Annotated in this window: 16 protein-coding genes; 11 read left to right on the forward strand and 5 right to left on the reverse strand. The window is 61.4% G+C overall.

Features of this window, described 5'->3' with window-relative positions:
* Positions 1 to 60: 60 nt before the first annotated feature.
* From mltG to B0G76_RS10190, 9 genes are all read left to right on the forward strand, one after another.
* Entirely contained in the window at positions 61 to 1,071 is a 1,011-nt protein-coding gene (mltG, locus tag B0G76_RS10150; RefSeq protein WP_120291783.1) for an endolytic transglycosylase MltG, read from the forward strand.
* On the forward strand, positions 1,071 to 1,691 hold the full coding sequence (gene tmk / locus B0G76_RS10155) for a dTMP kinase (RefSeq protein WP_120291785.1): 621 nt from the start codon (positions 1,071 to 1,073) through the stop codon (positions 1,689 to 1,691). Before mltG ends, tmk begins: the two co-directional genes overlap by 1 nt.
* A gap of 93 nt (positions 1,692 to 1,784) precedes the next feature.
* Positions 1,785 to 2,819, forward strand: coding sequence for a DNA polymerase III subunit delta' (locus B0G76_RS10160; protein ID WP_120291787.1), 1,035 nt, complete (start codon positions 1,785 to 1,787; stop codon positions 2,817 to 2,819).
* Between the two features lie 140 nt (positions 2,820 to 2,959).
* Positions 2,960 to 3,751 (forward strand): TatD family hydrolase, encoded by a 792-nt coding sequence (locus B0G76_RS10165; protein ID WP_120291789.1) that lies wholly within the window; start codon positions 2,960 to 2,962, stop codon positions 3,749 to 3,751.
* A gap of 51 nt (positions 3,752 to 3,802) precedes the next feature.
* The gene (locus B0G76_RS10170) at positions 3,803 to 4,543 is read left to right on the forward strand and encodes an ankyrin repeat domain-containing protein (protein WP_120291791.1); all 741 of its coding nucleotides are present in this window, start codon (positions 3,803 to 3,805) and stop codon (positions 4,541 to 4,543) included.
* 186 nt (positions 4,544 to 4,729) lie between these two features.
* Positions 4,730 to 5,086 (forward strand): Rap1a/Tai family immunity protein, encoded by a 357-nt coding sequence (locus B0G76_RS10175; RefSeq protein WP_120296287.1) that lies wholly within the window; start codon positions 4,730 to 4,732, stop codon positions 5,084 to 5,086.
* 358 nt (positions 5,087 to 5,444) lie between these two features.
* Positions 5,445 to 6,857, forward strand: a complete 1,413-nt coding sequence (gene otsA, locus B0G76_RS10180; protein WP_120291793.1) for an alpha,alpha-trehalose-phosphate synthase (UDP-forming) — start codon at positions 5,445 to 5,447, stop codon at positions 6,855 to 6,857.
* A gap of 73 nt (positions 6,858 to 6,930) precedes the next feature.
* Positions 6,931 to 8,112, forward strand: a complete 1,182-nt coding sequence (locus tag B0G76_RS10185) for an AAA family ATPase (RefSeq protein WP_120291795.1) — start codon at positions 6,931 to 6,933, stop codon at positions 8,110 to 8,112.
* A 237-nt stretch (positions 8,113 to 8,349) separates the two neighbouring features.
* On the forward strand, positions 8,350 to 9,417 hold the full coding sequence (locus tag B0G76_RS10190) for a glycosyltransferase family 4 protein (protein ID WP_120291797.1): 1,068 nt from the start codon (positions 8,350 to 8,352) through the stop codon (positions 9,415 to 9,417).
* Between the two features lie 108 nt (positions 9,418 to 9,525).
* Here the strand turns inward: B0G76_RS10190 and B0G76_RS10195 are convergent, their stop codons facing one another.
* From B0G76_RS10195 to B0G76_RS10210, 3 genes are all read right to left on the reverse strand, one after another.
* A complete protein-coding gene (locus B0G76_RS10195) occupies positions 9,526 to 10,113 on the reverse strand; it encodes a YSC84-related protein (protein ID WP_120291799.1) in 588 nt (195 codons plus the stop codon).
* Between the two features lie 360 nt (positions 10,114 to 10,473).
* Positions 10,474 to 10,920, reverse strand: coding sequence for a hypothetical protein (locus B0G76_RS10200; protein WP_120291801.1), 447 nt, complete (start codon positions 10,918 to 10,920; stop codon positions 10,474 to 10,476).
* Between the two features lie 332 nt (positions 10,921 to 11,252).
* A complete protein-coding gene (locus B0G76_RS10210) occupies positions 11,253 to 11,549 on the reverse strand; it encodes a PsiF family protein (protein ID WP_120291805.1) in 297 nt (98 codons plus the stop codon).
* Positions 11,550 to 11,998: 449 nt separating this feature from the next.
* Here B0G76_RS10210 and B0G76_RS10215 point away from each other — a divergent pair, with 449 nt between their 5' ends.
* Both B0G76_RS10215 and B0G76_RS10220 read left to right on the forward strand, forming a co-directional pair.
* The gene (locus B0G76_RS10215) at positions 11,999 to 12,295 is read left to right on the forward strand and encodes a YciI-like protein (RefSeq protein ID WP_120291807.1); all 297 of its coding nucleotides are present in this window, start codon (positions 11,999 to 12,001) and stop codon (positions 12,293 to 12,295) included.
* 585 nt (positions 12,296 to 12,880) lie between these two features.
* A complete protein-coding gene (locus tag B0G76_RS10220; protein WP_120291809.1) occupies positions 12,881 to 14,050 on the forward strand; it encodes a transposase in 1,170 nt (389 codons plus the stop codon).
* 128 nt (positions 14,051 to 14,178) lie between these two features.
* On the opposite strand, the gene B0G76_RS10225 is transcribed toward B0G76_RS10220, so the two are convergent.
* Together B0G76_RS10225 and B0G76_RS42445 are read right to left on the reverse strand one after the other, a co-directional pair.
* Positions 14,179 to 15,750, reverse strand: a complete 1,572-nt coding sequence (locus tag B0G76_RS10225) for a mannose-1-phosphate guanylyltransferase/mannose-6-phosphate isomerase (RefSeq protein WP_120291811.1) — start codon at positions 15,748 to 15,750, stop codon at positions 14,179 to 14,181.
* A 54-nt stretch (positions 15,751 to 15,804) separates the two neighbouring features.
* Positions 15,805 to 16,185: a hypothetical protein gene (locus B0G76_RS42445; protein ID WP_147394026.1), complete on the reverse strand. Its 381-nt coding sequence runs from the start codon at positions 16,183 to 16,185 to the stop codon at positions 15,805 to 15,807.
* Positions 16,186 to 16,317 lie beyond the last annotated feature (132 nt).

Raw genomic sequence — 16,317 nt, forward strand, 5'->3', positions numbered from 1 at the left:
ATTCTGACTTTAGCTAAGGCAAACAAGTATTATATGAGGTCCAACCCAGCCTCGTTTCGCATGTCCCTTCTGAAGAAATGTTTCGTCGCCGGCTCAATCGTCGTTGTGCTGGCCGCAGCCACAATCGCAGGCGGATATCACTGGGCCACCAGCCCACTCGATTTGACCCCCGCGCAACTCGATGTCACCGTCAAACCGCACAGCAGTTTGCGCAGCGTCACGCTGCAGCTCAACCGCGGCGGCGTGCCGGTGGAGCCTGAACTGTTCGTGATCATGACGCGGCTGCTCGGGCTGCAAAGCGATCTGAAATCCGGCAACTACGAGTTCAAGACGGGCATCACGCCGTACGAAGTGCTGCAGAAAATCGCCCGCGGCGATGTCAACGAATACGTGGCGACCATCATCGAAGGGTGGACCTTCAAGCGCATGCGCGCCGAACTGGACGCCAATCCGGCGCTCAAGCACGACACGGCGGGCATGAGCGACACCGATCTGATGAACGCGATCAACGCGCCGGAAGCGTCGATCGGCAATGGCGAGGGGCTGTTTTTCCCGGACACCTATCTGTTCGACAAGGACACCAGCGATCTGGACATCTACCGCCGCGCGTACCGGCTGATGCGCGTGCGACTCGACGAAGCATGGACTGCCCGTGCGCCGAATCTGCCGTACAAGACCCCGTACGACGCGCTCACAATGGCATCGATCATCGAAAAGGAAACCGGCAAGAAATCGGACCGGCCCATGGTGGCGGCCGTATTCGCGAACCGTCTGCGTGTGGGCATGCCGCTGCAAACCGACCCGACCGTGATCTACGGCATGGGCGACAGTTACACCGGCCGCATCAGGAAGAAGGATCTGCAGACCGACACTCCCTACAATACCTACACCCGGATGGGGCTTCCGCCAACGCCCATTTCGCTGCCCGGGGTCGCATCGCTGCAGGCGGCGATGAACCCGGCGCAATCCACCGCGCTGTACTTCGTATCGCGCGGTGACGGCAGCAGTATCTTTTCTGACACCCTCGGCGATCACAACAAGGCCGTGGACAAATACATTCGAGGGCAATGATGGCGCGGGGCAAATTCATCACGTTTGAGGGCATCGACGGTGCCGGCAAAACCACCCACCTGGGCTGGTTTCGCGAACGCCTCGAAGAGAAAGTCGCAAGCACCGGCCGCTCGGTCGTCATGACGCGGGAGCCGGGCGGCACCTCGCTCGGCGAACAGATTCGCGAGATCGTGCTGCATCAGAAAATGGACCTCGAAACCGAGGCGTTGCTGATGTTCGCGCTGCGCCGCCAGCATCTGGCCGAAGTGATCGAACCGGCGCTTGCGCGCGGCGACTGGGTGCTGTCCGATCGTTTCACCGACGCGACCTTCGCCTACCAGGGCGGCGGCCGTGGCCTGCCGCGCGACAAGCTGGAAACGCTCGAACGCTGGGTGCAGGGCGGTTTTCAGCCGGACCTGACGGTGTTGTTCGATCTCGCGCCGGAAATCGCCAGCGAACGGCGCAGCGCCGCGCGCGATCCGGATCGGTTCGAAAGCGAGTCGGAGGCATTTTTCAATCGCACCCGCACCGAATATCTGCGCCGCGCAGAAGAAGCGCCATACCGGTTCGCTATCATTGACTCCTCGCAGAGCATCGCGCGAATTCAGAAGAAACTTGAAGAATTAATCGCAGTTCTTTGATTTTAAAAGAATATAATCCTGAGTTGGAACGGTGACAGAGTTCGCTTGATGTCTCACAAAGCGTCGTCAACCGATTGATTTAAAAGAGAAACGATGATTTATCCGTGGCAAGCCGATGACTGGAACCGCCTGCAGCAGTTGCGTGGGCACTGGCCGCACGCCTTGCTGCTGCATGGCCAGGCGGGGATCGGCAAGCTGCGCTTCGCGCAGCACCTCGCGCAAGGGCTCCTGTGCGAGGCCCAGCAGGCCAACGGCGAGCCCTGCGGGGCGTGCGTGGCGTGCAACTGGTTCACGCAAGGTAATCATCCGGACTATCGGATCGTCGTGCCCGAAGCGCTGGCCGCCGAAGCCGGTTTCGTGAGCGCCGCAGACGAAAAAGCCGAGAAGGCCGACGGCGATGAAGGCAAGAAGACGCGCGCGCCCAGCAAGGAAATCAAGATCGAGCAGATTCGCGGCCTGCTCGATTTCGTCGGCGTAGGTTCGCACCGTGGCGGTGCGCGCGTGGTCGTGCTTTATCCGGCCGAGGGGCTCAACATCGCCGCGGCCAACGCGCTCCTGAAAACGCTCGAAGAACCGCCGGCAGGCGTCGTGTTTCTGATGGTGTCGGCGCGCATCGACCGCCTGCTGCCCACCGTTATCAGCCGCTGCCGCCAGTGGCCGATGACGATGCCCGCGCCGGATGTGGCAACGAAGTGGCTCGCCGCGCAGGGCGTCGCCGAAGCGCCCGCGCTGCTTGCCGAGGCTGGCGGCGCGCCGCTCACGGCCCTCGCGCTGGCGAGCGACGAGAATCGCACGCTGCGCGACTGGACTCTGAAGCAACTGGCCGCCGGCGCCGATTGCGACGCCTTTGCCTGTGGCGAGGCGCTGCAGAAGCTGCCGGTGCCGCTCGTACTCGGCTGGCTGCAACGCTGGATGTACGATTTGCTGGCGCAGCGCACGGCCGGCACGCCGCGTTATTTTCCGCAGGCATCGGCGGCGTTGACGCGCTGTGCATCGCAAGCCGACGCCAGCGCGTTCGCGCGCTTCATGCGCACCGTGACGCGCCAGCGCGGCGTCGAGAACCATCCGCTGAACGCGCGGCTGGTGTTCGAAGAACTGTTTATCGGCTACCGGGATCTGTTCGCGTAAGTCTGCCGATGGCCGGGGCAGGCGCTCCCGTACGTGTGGCCGCTGATTCGTCTTCCCGCTCACGTTCAAGCGCCATGAGCCTGCCACAGCCCGATTGACGGTCAGATTCACACCTAGCTATTTATCAGCAGGACATCACCATGTTTGTCGATTCGCACTGCCATATCAACTTCGAGGGACTCGCCGACCGCCTGCCGCAGGTGCTCGAGAACATGCGCAGCCATTCGGTCACGCATGCGCTGTGCGTATCGGTCGACCTGGAGACGCTGCCCTCCGTACTGGACATCGCCAGCCGGTACGACAACGTGTTCGCGTCGGTCGGCGTGCATCCGGATCACGAGGACATGCGCGAGCCGAGTCTCGCTGAACTCGTCGAGCTGGCCGAACATCCGAAAGTGGTCGCGATCGGCGAGACCGGCCTCGACTATTACCGTCTGGAAGGCCGCACGATCGCGGAGATGGAATGGCAGCGCGAGCGCTTCCGTACCCACATCCGCGCGGCGCACGCCACGAAGAAGCCGCTGATCATTCACACCCGTTCGTCGGCGGAAGACACGTTGCGCATCATGGCCGAGGAGCGTGCGAGCGAGCCGGGCGGCGTGATGCATTGCTTCACCGAACCGTGGGCCGTTGCCGAGCAGGCGCTGGCGCAGAATTTTTACATTTCGCTGTCGGGCATCGTCACGTTCAAGAGCGCGACCGACGTGCAGGACGTTGCACGCCGCGTGCCGCTCGATCGTTTGCTGATCGAAACCGACTCGCCGTACCTCGCGCCCGTGCCGTATCGCGGCAAGCCTAATGAACCTGCGTACGTAAGTTATGTCGGACGCTTCATCGCGCAACAACGCGACATGCCGGATACGGCGCTGGCCGCCGCGACGACGCAAAACTTTTTCCGGCTTTTCAAGATTCCCGCGCCCGCAGGTGCGTGATTGAAAAGTTAATAAATATCAAAAGGATAGGGGCGTTTCCTAAAGTAAAATATGACAAATTATTCGACTTCGGCTGCAGCGTTTCAAGAGACTTCATCGGTGCAAACTGTTCGCGTTTCGGCGCGCCGCAGCGCGTCGCGCCTCGCGCTGGCCGCCACGCTCGCCTGTGCCTCGCTGACCTCGCTGGTCGCTTCGCCGGTTCAGGCCGCGCCGATCGACTCGCTCATCAAGTCGGTTAAATTCGACGACGTCGACGGCGTCAACAAGCTGCTCGCCAAGGGCATGGACCCGAACAGCGTCGACAATCAGGGCTTTCCGCTACTGGTGATCGCCGCGCGCGAAAAGTCGGACAAGGTCGGCGCCGCGTTGATCGCCAATCCGAAGACCAACATCGAAATCCAGGACAAGGCGGGCGAGAACGCCATGATGATGGCCGCGCTGAACGGCGACCTCGATTTCGTCAACCTGCTGATCGCGAAGGACGCCGAAGTCAACAAGAAGGGCTGGGCGCCGCTGCACTACGCCGCGGCGAACGGCCACGACGACATCGTCAAAGTCCTGCTCGACCATTCGGCCTACGTCGACACCGGCTCGCCGAACGGCACCACGCCGCTGATGATGGCTGCGCGCGGCGGTCATGTGTCGACGGTGAAGCTTCTGCTCGACAATGGCGCGGACCTCACGGTGAAGAACCAGATTGGCCTGACCGCGCTCGATTTCGCGAAGACCTACAAGGAGCCGGACGTGGTTGAAGGACTGACCGCGCGCCTGCAGCAGATGCAACAGAAGTGAACTACGCGGAAAACCGGAGCGCCGGCCGCCGGATCGCCGGGGTCGCGCAAATTTGCCTGAAGATAGCGGCTATTGGCATGCCTGCCGCTTCGCAAAACAGTGCAGAATGACGGCTTGGCGCACGACGAGGCGCGCCGGTTCGATGCGGCGCAAGACCGCCTGATAAACACCCTGGAAAGGAACACCATGCTGCGGGCTTTGATTTTCGCCAGCGCGCTTGCCGTACCGCTATCGGCAGCTGCGTTTACGGGAGGCGACCTCAACAAGCTGTGCACGAAGACCGATGTGGCATCGCGTAGTGCGTGTGCCGCGTATATCGAAGGCGCTGCCGACGGTATCTTCAACACGATCGACGCAATCGGTGGCACCACCGGGCCGCGCGTCGGCCAGTACTTCTGCCTGCCGGCGGACGCGCGTTCGGCACAACTCACCGACGCGGTGCGCAAGTACATCGCCGAGAATCCGATCGTCGCGGGCTATAACGCCAGCACGGCGATCTCGTTGGGGCTCGGCAAGGCGTTTCCTTGCAGGAGCGGCAACTGATCGCGCAGTTGTGTAGTTGAATTGAAGGTGATGTGAATCGCGGCTGACTTTCAGCCGCGTTGAAGTTTCTTCCATGCCGACGAAAGCTGACCGCCCGCGCCTTCAGGCGGCCACCTCTTGACGACCTCACTCGTATCGCCGCCCCCCGCTGCATTTCGCCTGTCAGTGACGCGCCAATCAGGTGCAACTGATTGCGCGCTACAGTAGTCGAACCGTCCATCTGATCCACGAACCTGGCACGGCTTTGTCTGCCGGGCTGCCTCACTGGCTAGATTCCGCCGAGGCGTTCTAGTGCCGAAGCAGTCGACGGGTTTGCAGTCCATCGGCCGCGCCGTGCGAATCAAGGAGGACTACCACCATGGGTCGACTGATCGTCGTGTCGAATCGCGTTGCAACGCCGACGGAAACCAAAGGATCGGCGGGCGGCCTCGCGGTCGGCGTGTTCGGCGCGCTGAAGGATGCGGGAGGCGTGTGGTTCGGCTGGAGCGGCGACGTAGTAAGCGAGACCGTCGCCAACGCCGGTCCGACGCTCGAGCAGGACGGCGCGGTGACCTTCGCGACCGTCGGCCTCACGCGCAAGGATTACGACCAGTATTACCGCGGCTTTTCGAACGCGACGCTGTGGCCGGTGTTCCATTACCGCAACGACCTCGCGCGTTACGAGCGCGAAGAGTACGCGGGCTACCGGCGCGTCAACGCATGGCTCGCGCACAAACTCATCAAGCTGCTCGAACCCGACGACGTGATCTGGATTCACGACTACCATCTGATCCCGTTCGCCGAAGCGCTGCGCTCCGAAGGCGTCACGAACCGCATCGGGTTTTTCCTGCACATTCCGTTTCCCGCACCGCAGATTCTGCTCAACATTCCCCCGCACGAAGAGTTGGTGAAATCGCTATCGTGCTATGACCTGCTGGGCTTCCAGACCACCACCGACGAACTCGCATTCCACGACTACGTGACCCGCCACGCACGCGGTACGGTGAGCGAGGGTAATCACGTCGAAGCCTTCGGTCGCAAGCTGCGCACGGGCGTCTATCGGATCGGTGTGTTTCCCGATGAAATCGCGGAACAGGCCAAGCGCTACGAAAGCCGCCAGCACGTGCTCGACCTGAAGCAGAGTCTGGAAGGCCGCAAGCTGATCATGAGCGTCGACCGGCTCGATTATTCGAAGGGGCTTGTCGAACGGTTTCGCGCTTTCGAGCAACTGCTGGAGCGCTCGCCCGAATGGCGCGGCAATGTCACGCTGGTGCAGATCGCGCCGCCCACGCGGTCGGACGTCGCCACCTATCAGAAGATCCGCCAGGATCTCGAATACGAAGCGGGGCGCATCAACGGCCGTTATTCGGGCCTCGACTACACGCCGATCCGCTATCTGAATCAGCAGTACGACCGCTGGAAGCTGATGTCGCTGTTTCGCGAATCGCAGATCGGCTTTGTCACGCCGTTGCACGATGGGATGAACCTGGTCGCGAAGGAGTATGTCGCCGCGCAAAATCCCGACGATCCAGGCGTGCTAGTGTTGTCGATTTTCGCCGGTGCTGCGGCGGAGTTGACCGGAGCGCTGCTGGTCAATCCACACGATGCGATTGGCATGTGCGAAGCCTTGCAACGCGCGCTGCAAATGCCGCTCGACGCGCGCCAGCGGCGTCACGAGATCAATATGGCGGCGCTGCGCAAGAACGATCTCGGCGTGTGGCGCGATACCTTTCTAAACGATTTGCGCAATGTGCCCGTGCAGAAGCCGGGCAAGGGCGGCGGGCATAAGTAATGACGTGTTTGGATAAAGTTGTTTTACTGCCAGGAAGCGCCCGGAAGCGCGCGCTGGGTCGAAAGGCGGCCGCATGCTGAGGACTTTGGCCATCGCGGGGTATCGGTCGCTACGCGAGTTGATCGTGCCGCTCGGGCAATTGAATATCGTAACGGGTGCGAATGGCAGCGGGAAATCGAGCGTCTATCGCTCGCTGCGCCTGCTGGCTGAGACAGCGCGCGGCGGCGTGATTACGTCGCTCGCGCGTGAGGGTGGTTTGCAATCCACGTTGTGGGCTGGACCCGAACGTTTCTCGCGCGCGGTGCTGGCCGGCGAGATGCCGGTCGAGGGCACGCGTCGCAAAGAACCGGTGAGTCTGCGGCTGGGATTTTCCGGCGATGAATTCGGTTATGCGATCGATCTCGGGCTACCGGCACCCGAAAAGCCACCGCCTCCCATACCGAGCAAGTTCCTGCTCGATCCGATCATCAAATGCGAGGTCATCTGGAGCGGCGCGGTGCTGCGTCCGTCGGCCTTGCTGGTCGACCGGCACGGCGCGGCGCTGCGCACGCGCGACGAACAAGGGGACTGGCAAACCATCCCGCAACCCGTCGCCAGTTTCGACAGCATGATGACGGAGTTCTCCGATCCGCGGACCGCCCCCGAGATGATCACGGTGCGCGAGCAGATTCGCTCGTGGCGCTTTTACGACCACTTCCGTACTGATGCCGACGCGCCCGCGCGTCAGCCGCAGATCGGCACGCACACACCGGTGCTTTCGAACGACGGCGCGGACCTCGCCGCGGCCTTGCAAACCATCCGCGAGATCGGCGACCCCGTTGCACTCGATGCCGCTATCGACGACGCCTTTCCCGGTTCGCGCCTCGATATCGCCACGCAGGACGGCCGTTTCGACGTGTCGATGCAGCAACAGGGCCTGCTGCGGCCGCTGAAGGGCGCGGAACTGTCGGACGGCACCTTGCGTTATCTGTTGCTGGTGGCCGCGCTGCTGACGCCGCGTCCGCCCGCGCTGCTGGTGCTGAACGAACCGGAGACGAGCTTGCATCCGGACCTGCTGCCCGCGCTGGCGCGCCTGATCGCGAGGGCTTCCACGCATTCGCAGGTGCTGGTGGTGTCGCACGCGGCGCGGTTGATCACGGCGCTCGAGCGGGAGGACGGCAGCCAGTCGATCGTGCTCGAGAAGCACTTCGGTGCGACGCGCATCGCCAATGCGGACGATCGCGACCTGCCGGCCTGGAAATGGCCGGCGCGATGACCGTGGCCGGGCGGATAATGGATGCGTGCCACCGGATGTAAGCTGACTGTAACAGCGCGCAGGAATTGCAAGACCAAGGTATTTTTGTTACGCCCTGATGAATAATGCTTTGACGTGGATGGTGCAGGCGGGCGCCCGGCGTTCGCCGCTTTGATGGAGAAGGACCGGCGCTGCCATTCCCAGCGCCGCTGACGTGCACCGCCATTGGCGCAAGCCGTCATTTCATGGAGACAAAAAATGAAGATTGCGCAGATCGCCCCTTTGACCGAATCGGTGCCGCCGAAGCTATACGGCGGCACGGAGCGCGTCGTGTCCTATATCACCGAGGCGCTCGTCGATCTCGGCCACGACGTGACGCTGTTCGCGAGCGGCGATTCCGTCACGAGCGCCAAGCTCGAAGCGGTCTGGCCGAGCGCGCTGCGTCTGGACCCGGGGATCCGCGATCGCATCGCGCCCCACATGCTGTTGATGGAACTGGTGCGCCGCCAGGCCGAAAACTTCGACGTGCTGCATTTTCACCTCGACTACTACTCGTTCTCGGTCTTCAAGCGTCAGGACACACCCTTCGTCACCACGATGCATGGCCGCCTCGACTTGCCCGAGCAGCAACCGGTATTCGACACCTTCAACACCGCACCGGTGATCTCGATTTCGAATTCGCAGCGTCATCCGTTGCCGCAGGCCAAGTGGCTCACCACCGTCTATCACGGTCTGCCGGAGCAGCTCTACACGCCGCAACCGGTTGAGCAGAAGTACCTTGCGTTTCTCGGCCGTATCTCGCCGGAAAAGCGGGTCGACACCGCGATCCGGATTGCCGGACGCTGCGGACTGCCGATTCGTATCGCCGCGAAGGTGGATTCCGCCGACCGGGAATATTTCGAGCGCGAAATCCGGCCCTTGCTGGACTTGCCTCATGTCGAATTCATCGGCGAGATCGCGGATCATCAGAAGGCCGAGTTTCTATCCGGCGCGCATGCGCTGCTGTTCCCGATCGACTGGCCGGAGCCGTTCGGCCTCGTGATGATCGAAGCGATGGCGTGCGGCACGCCGGTGATCGCATTTAACCGTGGCTCGGTGCCGGAAGTGCTGGACGACGGTGTGACAGGCTTTATCGTCGAAGATGAGATCGGCGCGGTGGCGGCGGTCAACCGCCTGCATAAGGTGCCGCGGGCGGGTGTGCGGCAACGCTTCGAAGAGCGCTTCACGTCGCACCGGATGGCGCAGCAGTATGTGGATGCGTATCAGTCGGTGATTCGCGCGCAGAAGCGTTCGCGCTTCAAGGTGATCGATACGTCGGGGAGTTGAGCGGTGTAAGCGCGCTCACGCGGCAGTCTGAAAAAGAACGGCGATGTGCACTGCGCATCGCCGTTTTTTCATTGCTGCTGACTTCGGGACCTGGGAGCGGGTAGGCGCCTAGATCTTCAGGCGCGATACCTTGGTGCCTTGCAGCGAGATATCGGCCATCAGGCCGGCGTTGGTCAGCACAAATACTTCGACAGGGGCGGTGGCCGTGGTTGTGTCGATTGCGCCGTTGGCGCCCATCTTCACCAGTGCGACGGAAGCGTCGCCGCCCGCCGACCAGCCGTCGGCGTTGCGGAAGGAGTCGAGCGAGTCCTGCGTCATGAACAGGAAAATGATGGCCTTCGATTGCGCGCCCGCCTGCAGACCGAACGAACCGGAAATCGTGCTGTAGTAACCCACCGAGCTGCCGCCTACGCGCAGTGCGCCTTCGCCGTACTGGCCGCCAACGATCAAGCCTGCCTGCAGTACCGACGGGAACACCAGTACGCCGCGTGCCTTGGAGACGAGTTCGCGCGAACCCTTCACGGTCGTATATAGACGCGACATGGTGCCGTCGACGCTGGCGTCGATCGACTGGCGTTTGGATGCATCAGTGGATGGCGTGCTCGGGCTACTGCCGTTGGTTGTACAACCAGCGAGTGCAAGGCCTCCGAAAGCGAGTGCAGCGGTAGTCTTCAGCATGAAGTTTCGTCTTTGCATCGTTTTTCTCCATCACGGTTCCTGGGCACAACCTCATCTGGTGTTGCCGGGTTGCCTTTAAGTTATATCACACGCAAGCGTGGAAGGCGTACCTCGTCGCCCAGCGAAAAGCCTTGTGTGGCGGGGGTTTCGACCCGTTGTAAGGAGCCTTGATGTAATTTTGACCGGCCTTGGAAGCGCGCTGGAAGACGCTCGGAAAGGGCGCTCGAACGGGCTCCCGGCAACTTGTGCCGGGCAGGGAGCTGCGCGTCGGCGACAGGGCCGGGACCGCATCAGGCACCATTTTTTACCGATTTCCCGCGTTCACCGTTCGCGCTGAAATTGAACTGAAAGTGTTGCAGCGACGCCGCACTGGCATCGTCACCCATGGTTCGCCGGACTTTTGACAGGCGGGCGCCGCAGCGCACGGCGAATCATGCCGATCAGCACGCCGATCAGGAACAGGGTGATAGCCGGTACGATCCAGTAGCCGACGAATGCATGCCAGAGGTAAGCCATGAGCGTGGAGCGACGCACGCCATATTCATTGCGGGCGTCCTGCTGGCGCGGCGCGTTGGCGGCCAGCACATCGGCGGGGCAGCCGGCGGCTTGCGCCTCGTCGGGCTTGCCATGGCAGCGCGCGGGGGCACCGGCGGCGCGTTGTGCGTCGGTGAAATTCCAGGTGGTCAGCGCGCGGTCGAGGTCGACAGCGTTGTACGCCATTTCCTCCCGGATTTCGCTAACCGCAACGATCGCCACGGGCACGGCCCAGAATACGATGACGACCAGCCACCGCCTCAACCAGCGGTTTTTATGCTTCGATACCATCCTTGCCTCCGATCGATGCTCTGCAGCACCAACGACAAGATGGCGGCCCGTCTAATGTTGTGTATGGGGGTGGGCCGTCTCCGCCGTCATCATAGAAGAAAAACGGCGCGTTCGCGCGGGTGGACCGCGAAGGAATCTGTCGCGGGACGGTCGTTGCGGGGGAGAAGAACGGCGAAGTAGAGCAGGAGGAAGAACAGAGGCGAGGGCTGAAGCAACCGGTCAGTCAACGACAGAAGAATGACCGCAGCCGCGCCGGAAAACGGCGCGGCCCGTTCGAGCAATACGCGGCTAAACGCGCGGCGTGTGGGTCGCGCCGATCGCCTTGCGTTTGCTTAGTTAGCCGGCGCGGACGACAGGCAGGTCTTCATGAAAGCCTTGCGGTCGTCGCCTTTCTTGCCGGTGGCTTGCGTGTTGCACGCCTTCATCTTGTCCTGCTGGCTCATCGGCGCCGCGGCGGTCGGCTTGGCGGACAGGCAGGTCTTCATGAAGGCCTTGCGGTCGTCGCCCTTCTTGTCGCCGGCCTGCTTGTTACAGTCGGCCATTTTCGTTTGCTGGCTGTTCTGCGCGAACACCGGCGAAACGAGGACCGCACCCAGCACCAGCGTAGCGATAGCGGATTGGATTTTCATTTGACACTCCATCGGTGGTGAAAACGTTTTTGGTCGTTCATGCGCGTGGGTGTCAACGGTGTCCAGGACCCCTCGGCACGTCCATTATGGCAAATGCTGTCTGCGAGAACGGACAAAGGGTCACTCCGGTTGACAAGCGCTCACGGTGGTTTTCCCTTACGCCACGGGGGATCACGGTGCGCCGGAGAGTGAGGCGGATGAATCGTAGCCGTGCCAGAATATGTTATGCAATCCGGATTAATTGGCAAGGCGTATGCAAAAGAATTATCCCGTTGTCATTCAGGAAGGGGTGATCAAATATTAAACATTCGATCCGCATTGCTGCAGGTGCAAATGAATAGGAAATCGGCACAAAATCCCGTTAAAGATCATGAGGGTAATCATGACTCGAATTTCCGCGCCGAGGCGCCGCCCTGCGTCTCCGTCACGCAAGCCAAAGGAGGCTCGCCATGCACTACCTGTTGATGTATGAGCTCGTACCGGACTACCTCGAACGCCGCGACGTCTATCGCGACGATCATCTGAAACTCGCCTGGGCGGCAGCAGGGCGCGGTGAATTGCAACTGGCCGGCGCGTTGAACGAGCCTGTGGATACGGCTGTGCTGCTCTTCGAGGGCGACTCTCCCGCAGCCGCGGAAGCCTTTGCCAGAGCCGATCCCTATGTGCTCGCGGGGCTCGTGGCACGCTGGCGCGTACGCCAATGGATGACGGTGGTGGGTGAGGGCGCGACGAATCCCGTGCGCTAGGAGCGAGCGGGTCGACCACGCTCGCGCGGCGTCGAGAGGAATGCGAACGGCATACGCAAGCGCTGCGTTCGCTTGTAAGAAAATTGCGCCTCGACGCCGGTCGGGTGCTCTCTACTGCGCTGCGCGCAGGACCTTCCCAGCCGGGCAAAAAATACGTTCGAAACACATGGAAATGCATTGTGGGTCAAACGTTGATTTTGTAAAGGCAATTCGCCAATCTTGACCTACTATTGTGCCGTGCAATAGCGGCTGCGGCAGCCAGATCCGCCAGCAGTTCTGTTACAGCAATAAGTGAAACGACGCAGCAAAAAGGACAAGATTGTTTCCATCCGTAACACTTGTCTCAGCGATATTCACGCAAACCCTGGTGGTGGTATGCTTCGTGCACAAATTCTCCCATGCACGAGTGAGACCACGTTTTGTGCTTCGCAATAGGGACAAACCGCACTAAGCCAGTGCGATATTGACCAGCAAACAGAACGTACAAAACATATTTGTGCAACCGAGGGCTGCACACGGATCGTGAAAGTTGAATCCGTGGCTGCCCAAAGCCGCGGCCGGGCCAGGCCGCGTGGAGAAAACCCAATGTTTTTCGATGAGCTAAGCAATGACGAATGGGCGCTGCTGGCAGCGCTTGTCTCTGACGAGCCGGCCGTCCGTCTGAACCGGCGCGGCCGGCCCCGCGCCGAACCGCGCATCGTGGCGAATGCCGTCCTGTGGATACTGACAACTGGCGAACCCTGGTCGAAGCTGCCGGGGCGCTATCCGTCGGGTCCCACATGCCGGCGCCGTTTTGAAGAATGGCAGTTGAACGGCACGCTGCTCGAGATGGTTCGGCTGTTGTCGCAAACCGGGCGTACCTTCGCGTACGTCCCGCAACCGGCACCGCCCGTTGCGGCCAAGCCGGCAGCACCGGTAGCGCCAACCCCCAGCGTGCGTGACGAAAGTCTGCGTGGCGTGTCGTGGAAGAGCCCCGAATCGTGGCAGGCACCCGGTGTCTCGAGTAGCCTGAGCACCTGGCGTTCGGCCGATCCGATCGCCGATATCACACGACAGTTGTCCGGGTTGACGAACGTGCCGCCGGTCTTATCGCGTGCACCCTCGGCCTCCGCATCATCACTTGCAGCGCGACCCGCCATGCGTGTCGATTGGCAAGGCACGGACGAAGCGCGGGCGGTGGAAGCGGCCATGCACAGTCTGGATTCGGCCATCGCGTCGGCACGCCGCACGCAACAGCTTGAAGATCAGCGAGGCTCGCTGTCGACGAGCCTCGCGCCGCGCGGCACGCAGGTCGACGACCGGCGCGGCTACGTGATCTACGTGGCGGCGGAGCAAGTGCCCAATGCCATGTATCGCGCCTGGGCGGAGATCATGAGGGACGGCAAACGCGTCGAGCGTTCCGGCCTGGTCGGTCCGCGCTTTGCTGAGGCTGAAGCGGCGGAGCACTACGCGCTCGAATGGGCGCGGCAGTGGATCGATCGTGAATGCCGCACGCAAGCTGCAGCAGACGCAGCACCGGCGGTCAACGCCGCTGCCGTTAATTCGGCTGCAGCGGTAGCGCGTCCGTTGCCGGCCATGCGTCATGTGCCGGAACCGGTCACGGTGAATCACGGCGGCCCTTTGCACGGTCCGCTCAATGCGTTCCGTGGACCGTTGCGCCGCTATCCCAGCGAACCGGCCGCACCCGCGACCGAAAACAATAGTGCATCAGATCGTTTTCCGTCGTACCCGGAGCTCATCTCGCACGCGGGATGAGTACGGCTGCAAGTGCGGCTGTAAGTGGCGGCCGCAAGCACGAATGTAAACGCGTCGGATAACATAGCAGCAGTACCCCGCGGCCGGTAGGAGCAACCGCCGCAGGTTCCCGCTTCATCCGTTGTGAATCACTGCCGTCCGTACGTGTCGTCAAAGCGCACGATATCGTCTTCGCCGAGATACGAACCCGACTGCACCTCGATCATTTCGAGCGGCATCTTGCCCGGGTTCTCGAGGCGGTGGGTGACGCCCAGCGGAATATAAGCCGACTCGTTTTCGGAGACGATGAAGCGCTCTTCACCTCGCGTGACAAGCGCGGTGCCGCGCACGACGATCCAGTGTTCCGCTCGGTGATGATGCATTTGCAGCGAGAGCCGCGCGCCCGGTTTCACAACAATGCGTTTCACCTGGAAACGCTCGCCGGTGTCGACGGAATCGTAATTGCCCCACGGGCGATGCACCTTGCGATGGTTGGCCGCTTCCAGCCCGCCATCGTTACGAATCCGCCCGACAATCTTCTTGACGTCCTGTACGCGCGACTTGTCCGCGACCAGAATCGCATCGGCCGTTTCGACCACCACGAGATCCTGCGTGCCGACGCAGGCAATCAGGCGTCCTTCCGAATGCGCGAAGGTCGACGACGCTCCTTCGAACATCACGCGGCCGCGGCCCACGTTCTGATCGGCGTCTTTCTCCGAGATATCCCAGATCGCGTCCCACGAGCCCACGTCCGACCAGCCCGCTTGCAGCGGCACGACCACGCCGGATGCGGCGCTCTGATCGTTGCCCAGTTTCTCCATCACCGCGTAGTCGATCGAATTCGACGGTGAGGCGCTGAACGCGTCGCGTTGCAGACGGAAAAAATCGCCGTCTGCTTTGCCGCCTGCGAACGCCGCTTCGCAGGCTTCGTAAATCGCCGGCTGAAAGTGGCGGATCGCCTTTAGCCAGGTCGAGGCGCGCACGATGAAAATGCCGCTGTTCCACCAGTATTCCTGCGACGCGATATAACGCTGCGCCAACTCCAGATGCGGCTTTTCGACGAAGCGGTCGAGCTTGTGCGCGCCGATCTTATCGGCTGCATCGGCGTCGGTATTGGTGTCAGTATCGGTCGAGCGAGCGTCGTTAGGCATGCCAAGCGCCGCGCCGATGCGAATGTAGCCATAGCCCGTTTCCGCACGCGTCGGCACGATGCCCATCGTTACGATATGGCCGGCGGCCGCATGTTGTACGCCCGCGGCCACTGCCGCGTGAAAACCGTCGATGTCGGTCACCGCGTGATCGGCGGGCATCACGACCATGATGCCGTCCTCGTCCTGCGCGGCGATCGACAGGGCGGCCACCGTCAGTGCCGGCGCGGTGTCGCGTCCGGCGGGTTCCAGAATCAGCCGGGTCGGTTTGCCGCTCGTGCGCAATTGCTCGGCGGTGGTGAAGCGCTGTTCTTCGTTGGCCACCACGACGAGTTGCCCGGCGAGCGGATGACCGGCCTCGAGTCCGTCGAGCCGGCGGGTGGTCGATTGCAGCAGCGAGTCGTCGCCGAGCAGGCCAATCAGTTGTTTCGGGTGCTGTTCGCGCGACATCGGCCATAACCGTGTGCCGGAGCCGCCCGCCAGAATCACGGGATGAACCTTGAGCTTGACGTTAGGGGACATAGCTTGCGTGGACCGGGTGTCGGCGGGCGTGGCCGTAACCGGAGCTGTCATGATGGACTCCTCGAGGCTGGGTGAATGCGTCGAGTTTTATCATGAAGTCTGGAATCAATAAAAGCGCGTTAAATAGAAACTATATAAAACGGATAATAAAATTTGCCGCTTCGTGAAGGAAAAATGTCCGAACAATTTTTTAAAAAGAAAAATTACCTGAAAAAAATAATGGGCAATTTTTTTGCCCGCGGAAACAAAGAAAAATGAAGGTGAAAAGTAAGGCGTAAGATTCGTAGGAAAACAGACAGATTGGCTCTGTACGGCCTTCAAAAGGGCGAAAGAAGGGCCTTTCAAGCGAAAAATCGGTAACAATTGCCGTGCAAAATTCAGAAAAAATATCGAAAAAATGACCGATACAATTTGAGATATTTTGCTGTCTTGCAGTCCGAATTTTAATGCCGCCTTATCTATACCTGTACAAGGGTAATCACTCATTCCGATACCTGCTTTCCGAATCGTCCCGAGTCGTCGATTCAGGATTTTTTTATTCCGGAAAGCAGCATGGCAATTAGCACGGGTTCAATCAGTTTCGCGTCGCGCGTGTATTCGGCAGGCGCGGATACCGGC

It is taken from the genome of Paraburkholderia sp. BL23I1N1 (genome assembly GCF_003610295.1).
Lineage (GTDB): Bacteria > Pseudomonadota > Gammaproteobacteria > Burkholderiales > Burkholderiaceae > Paraburkholderia.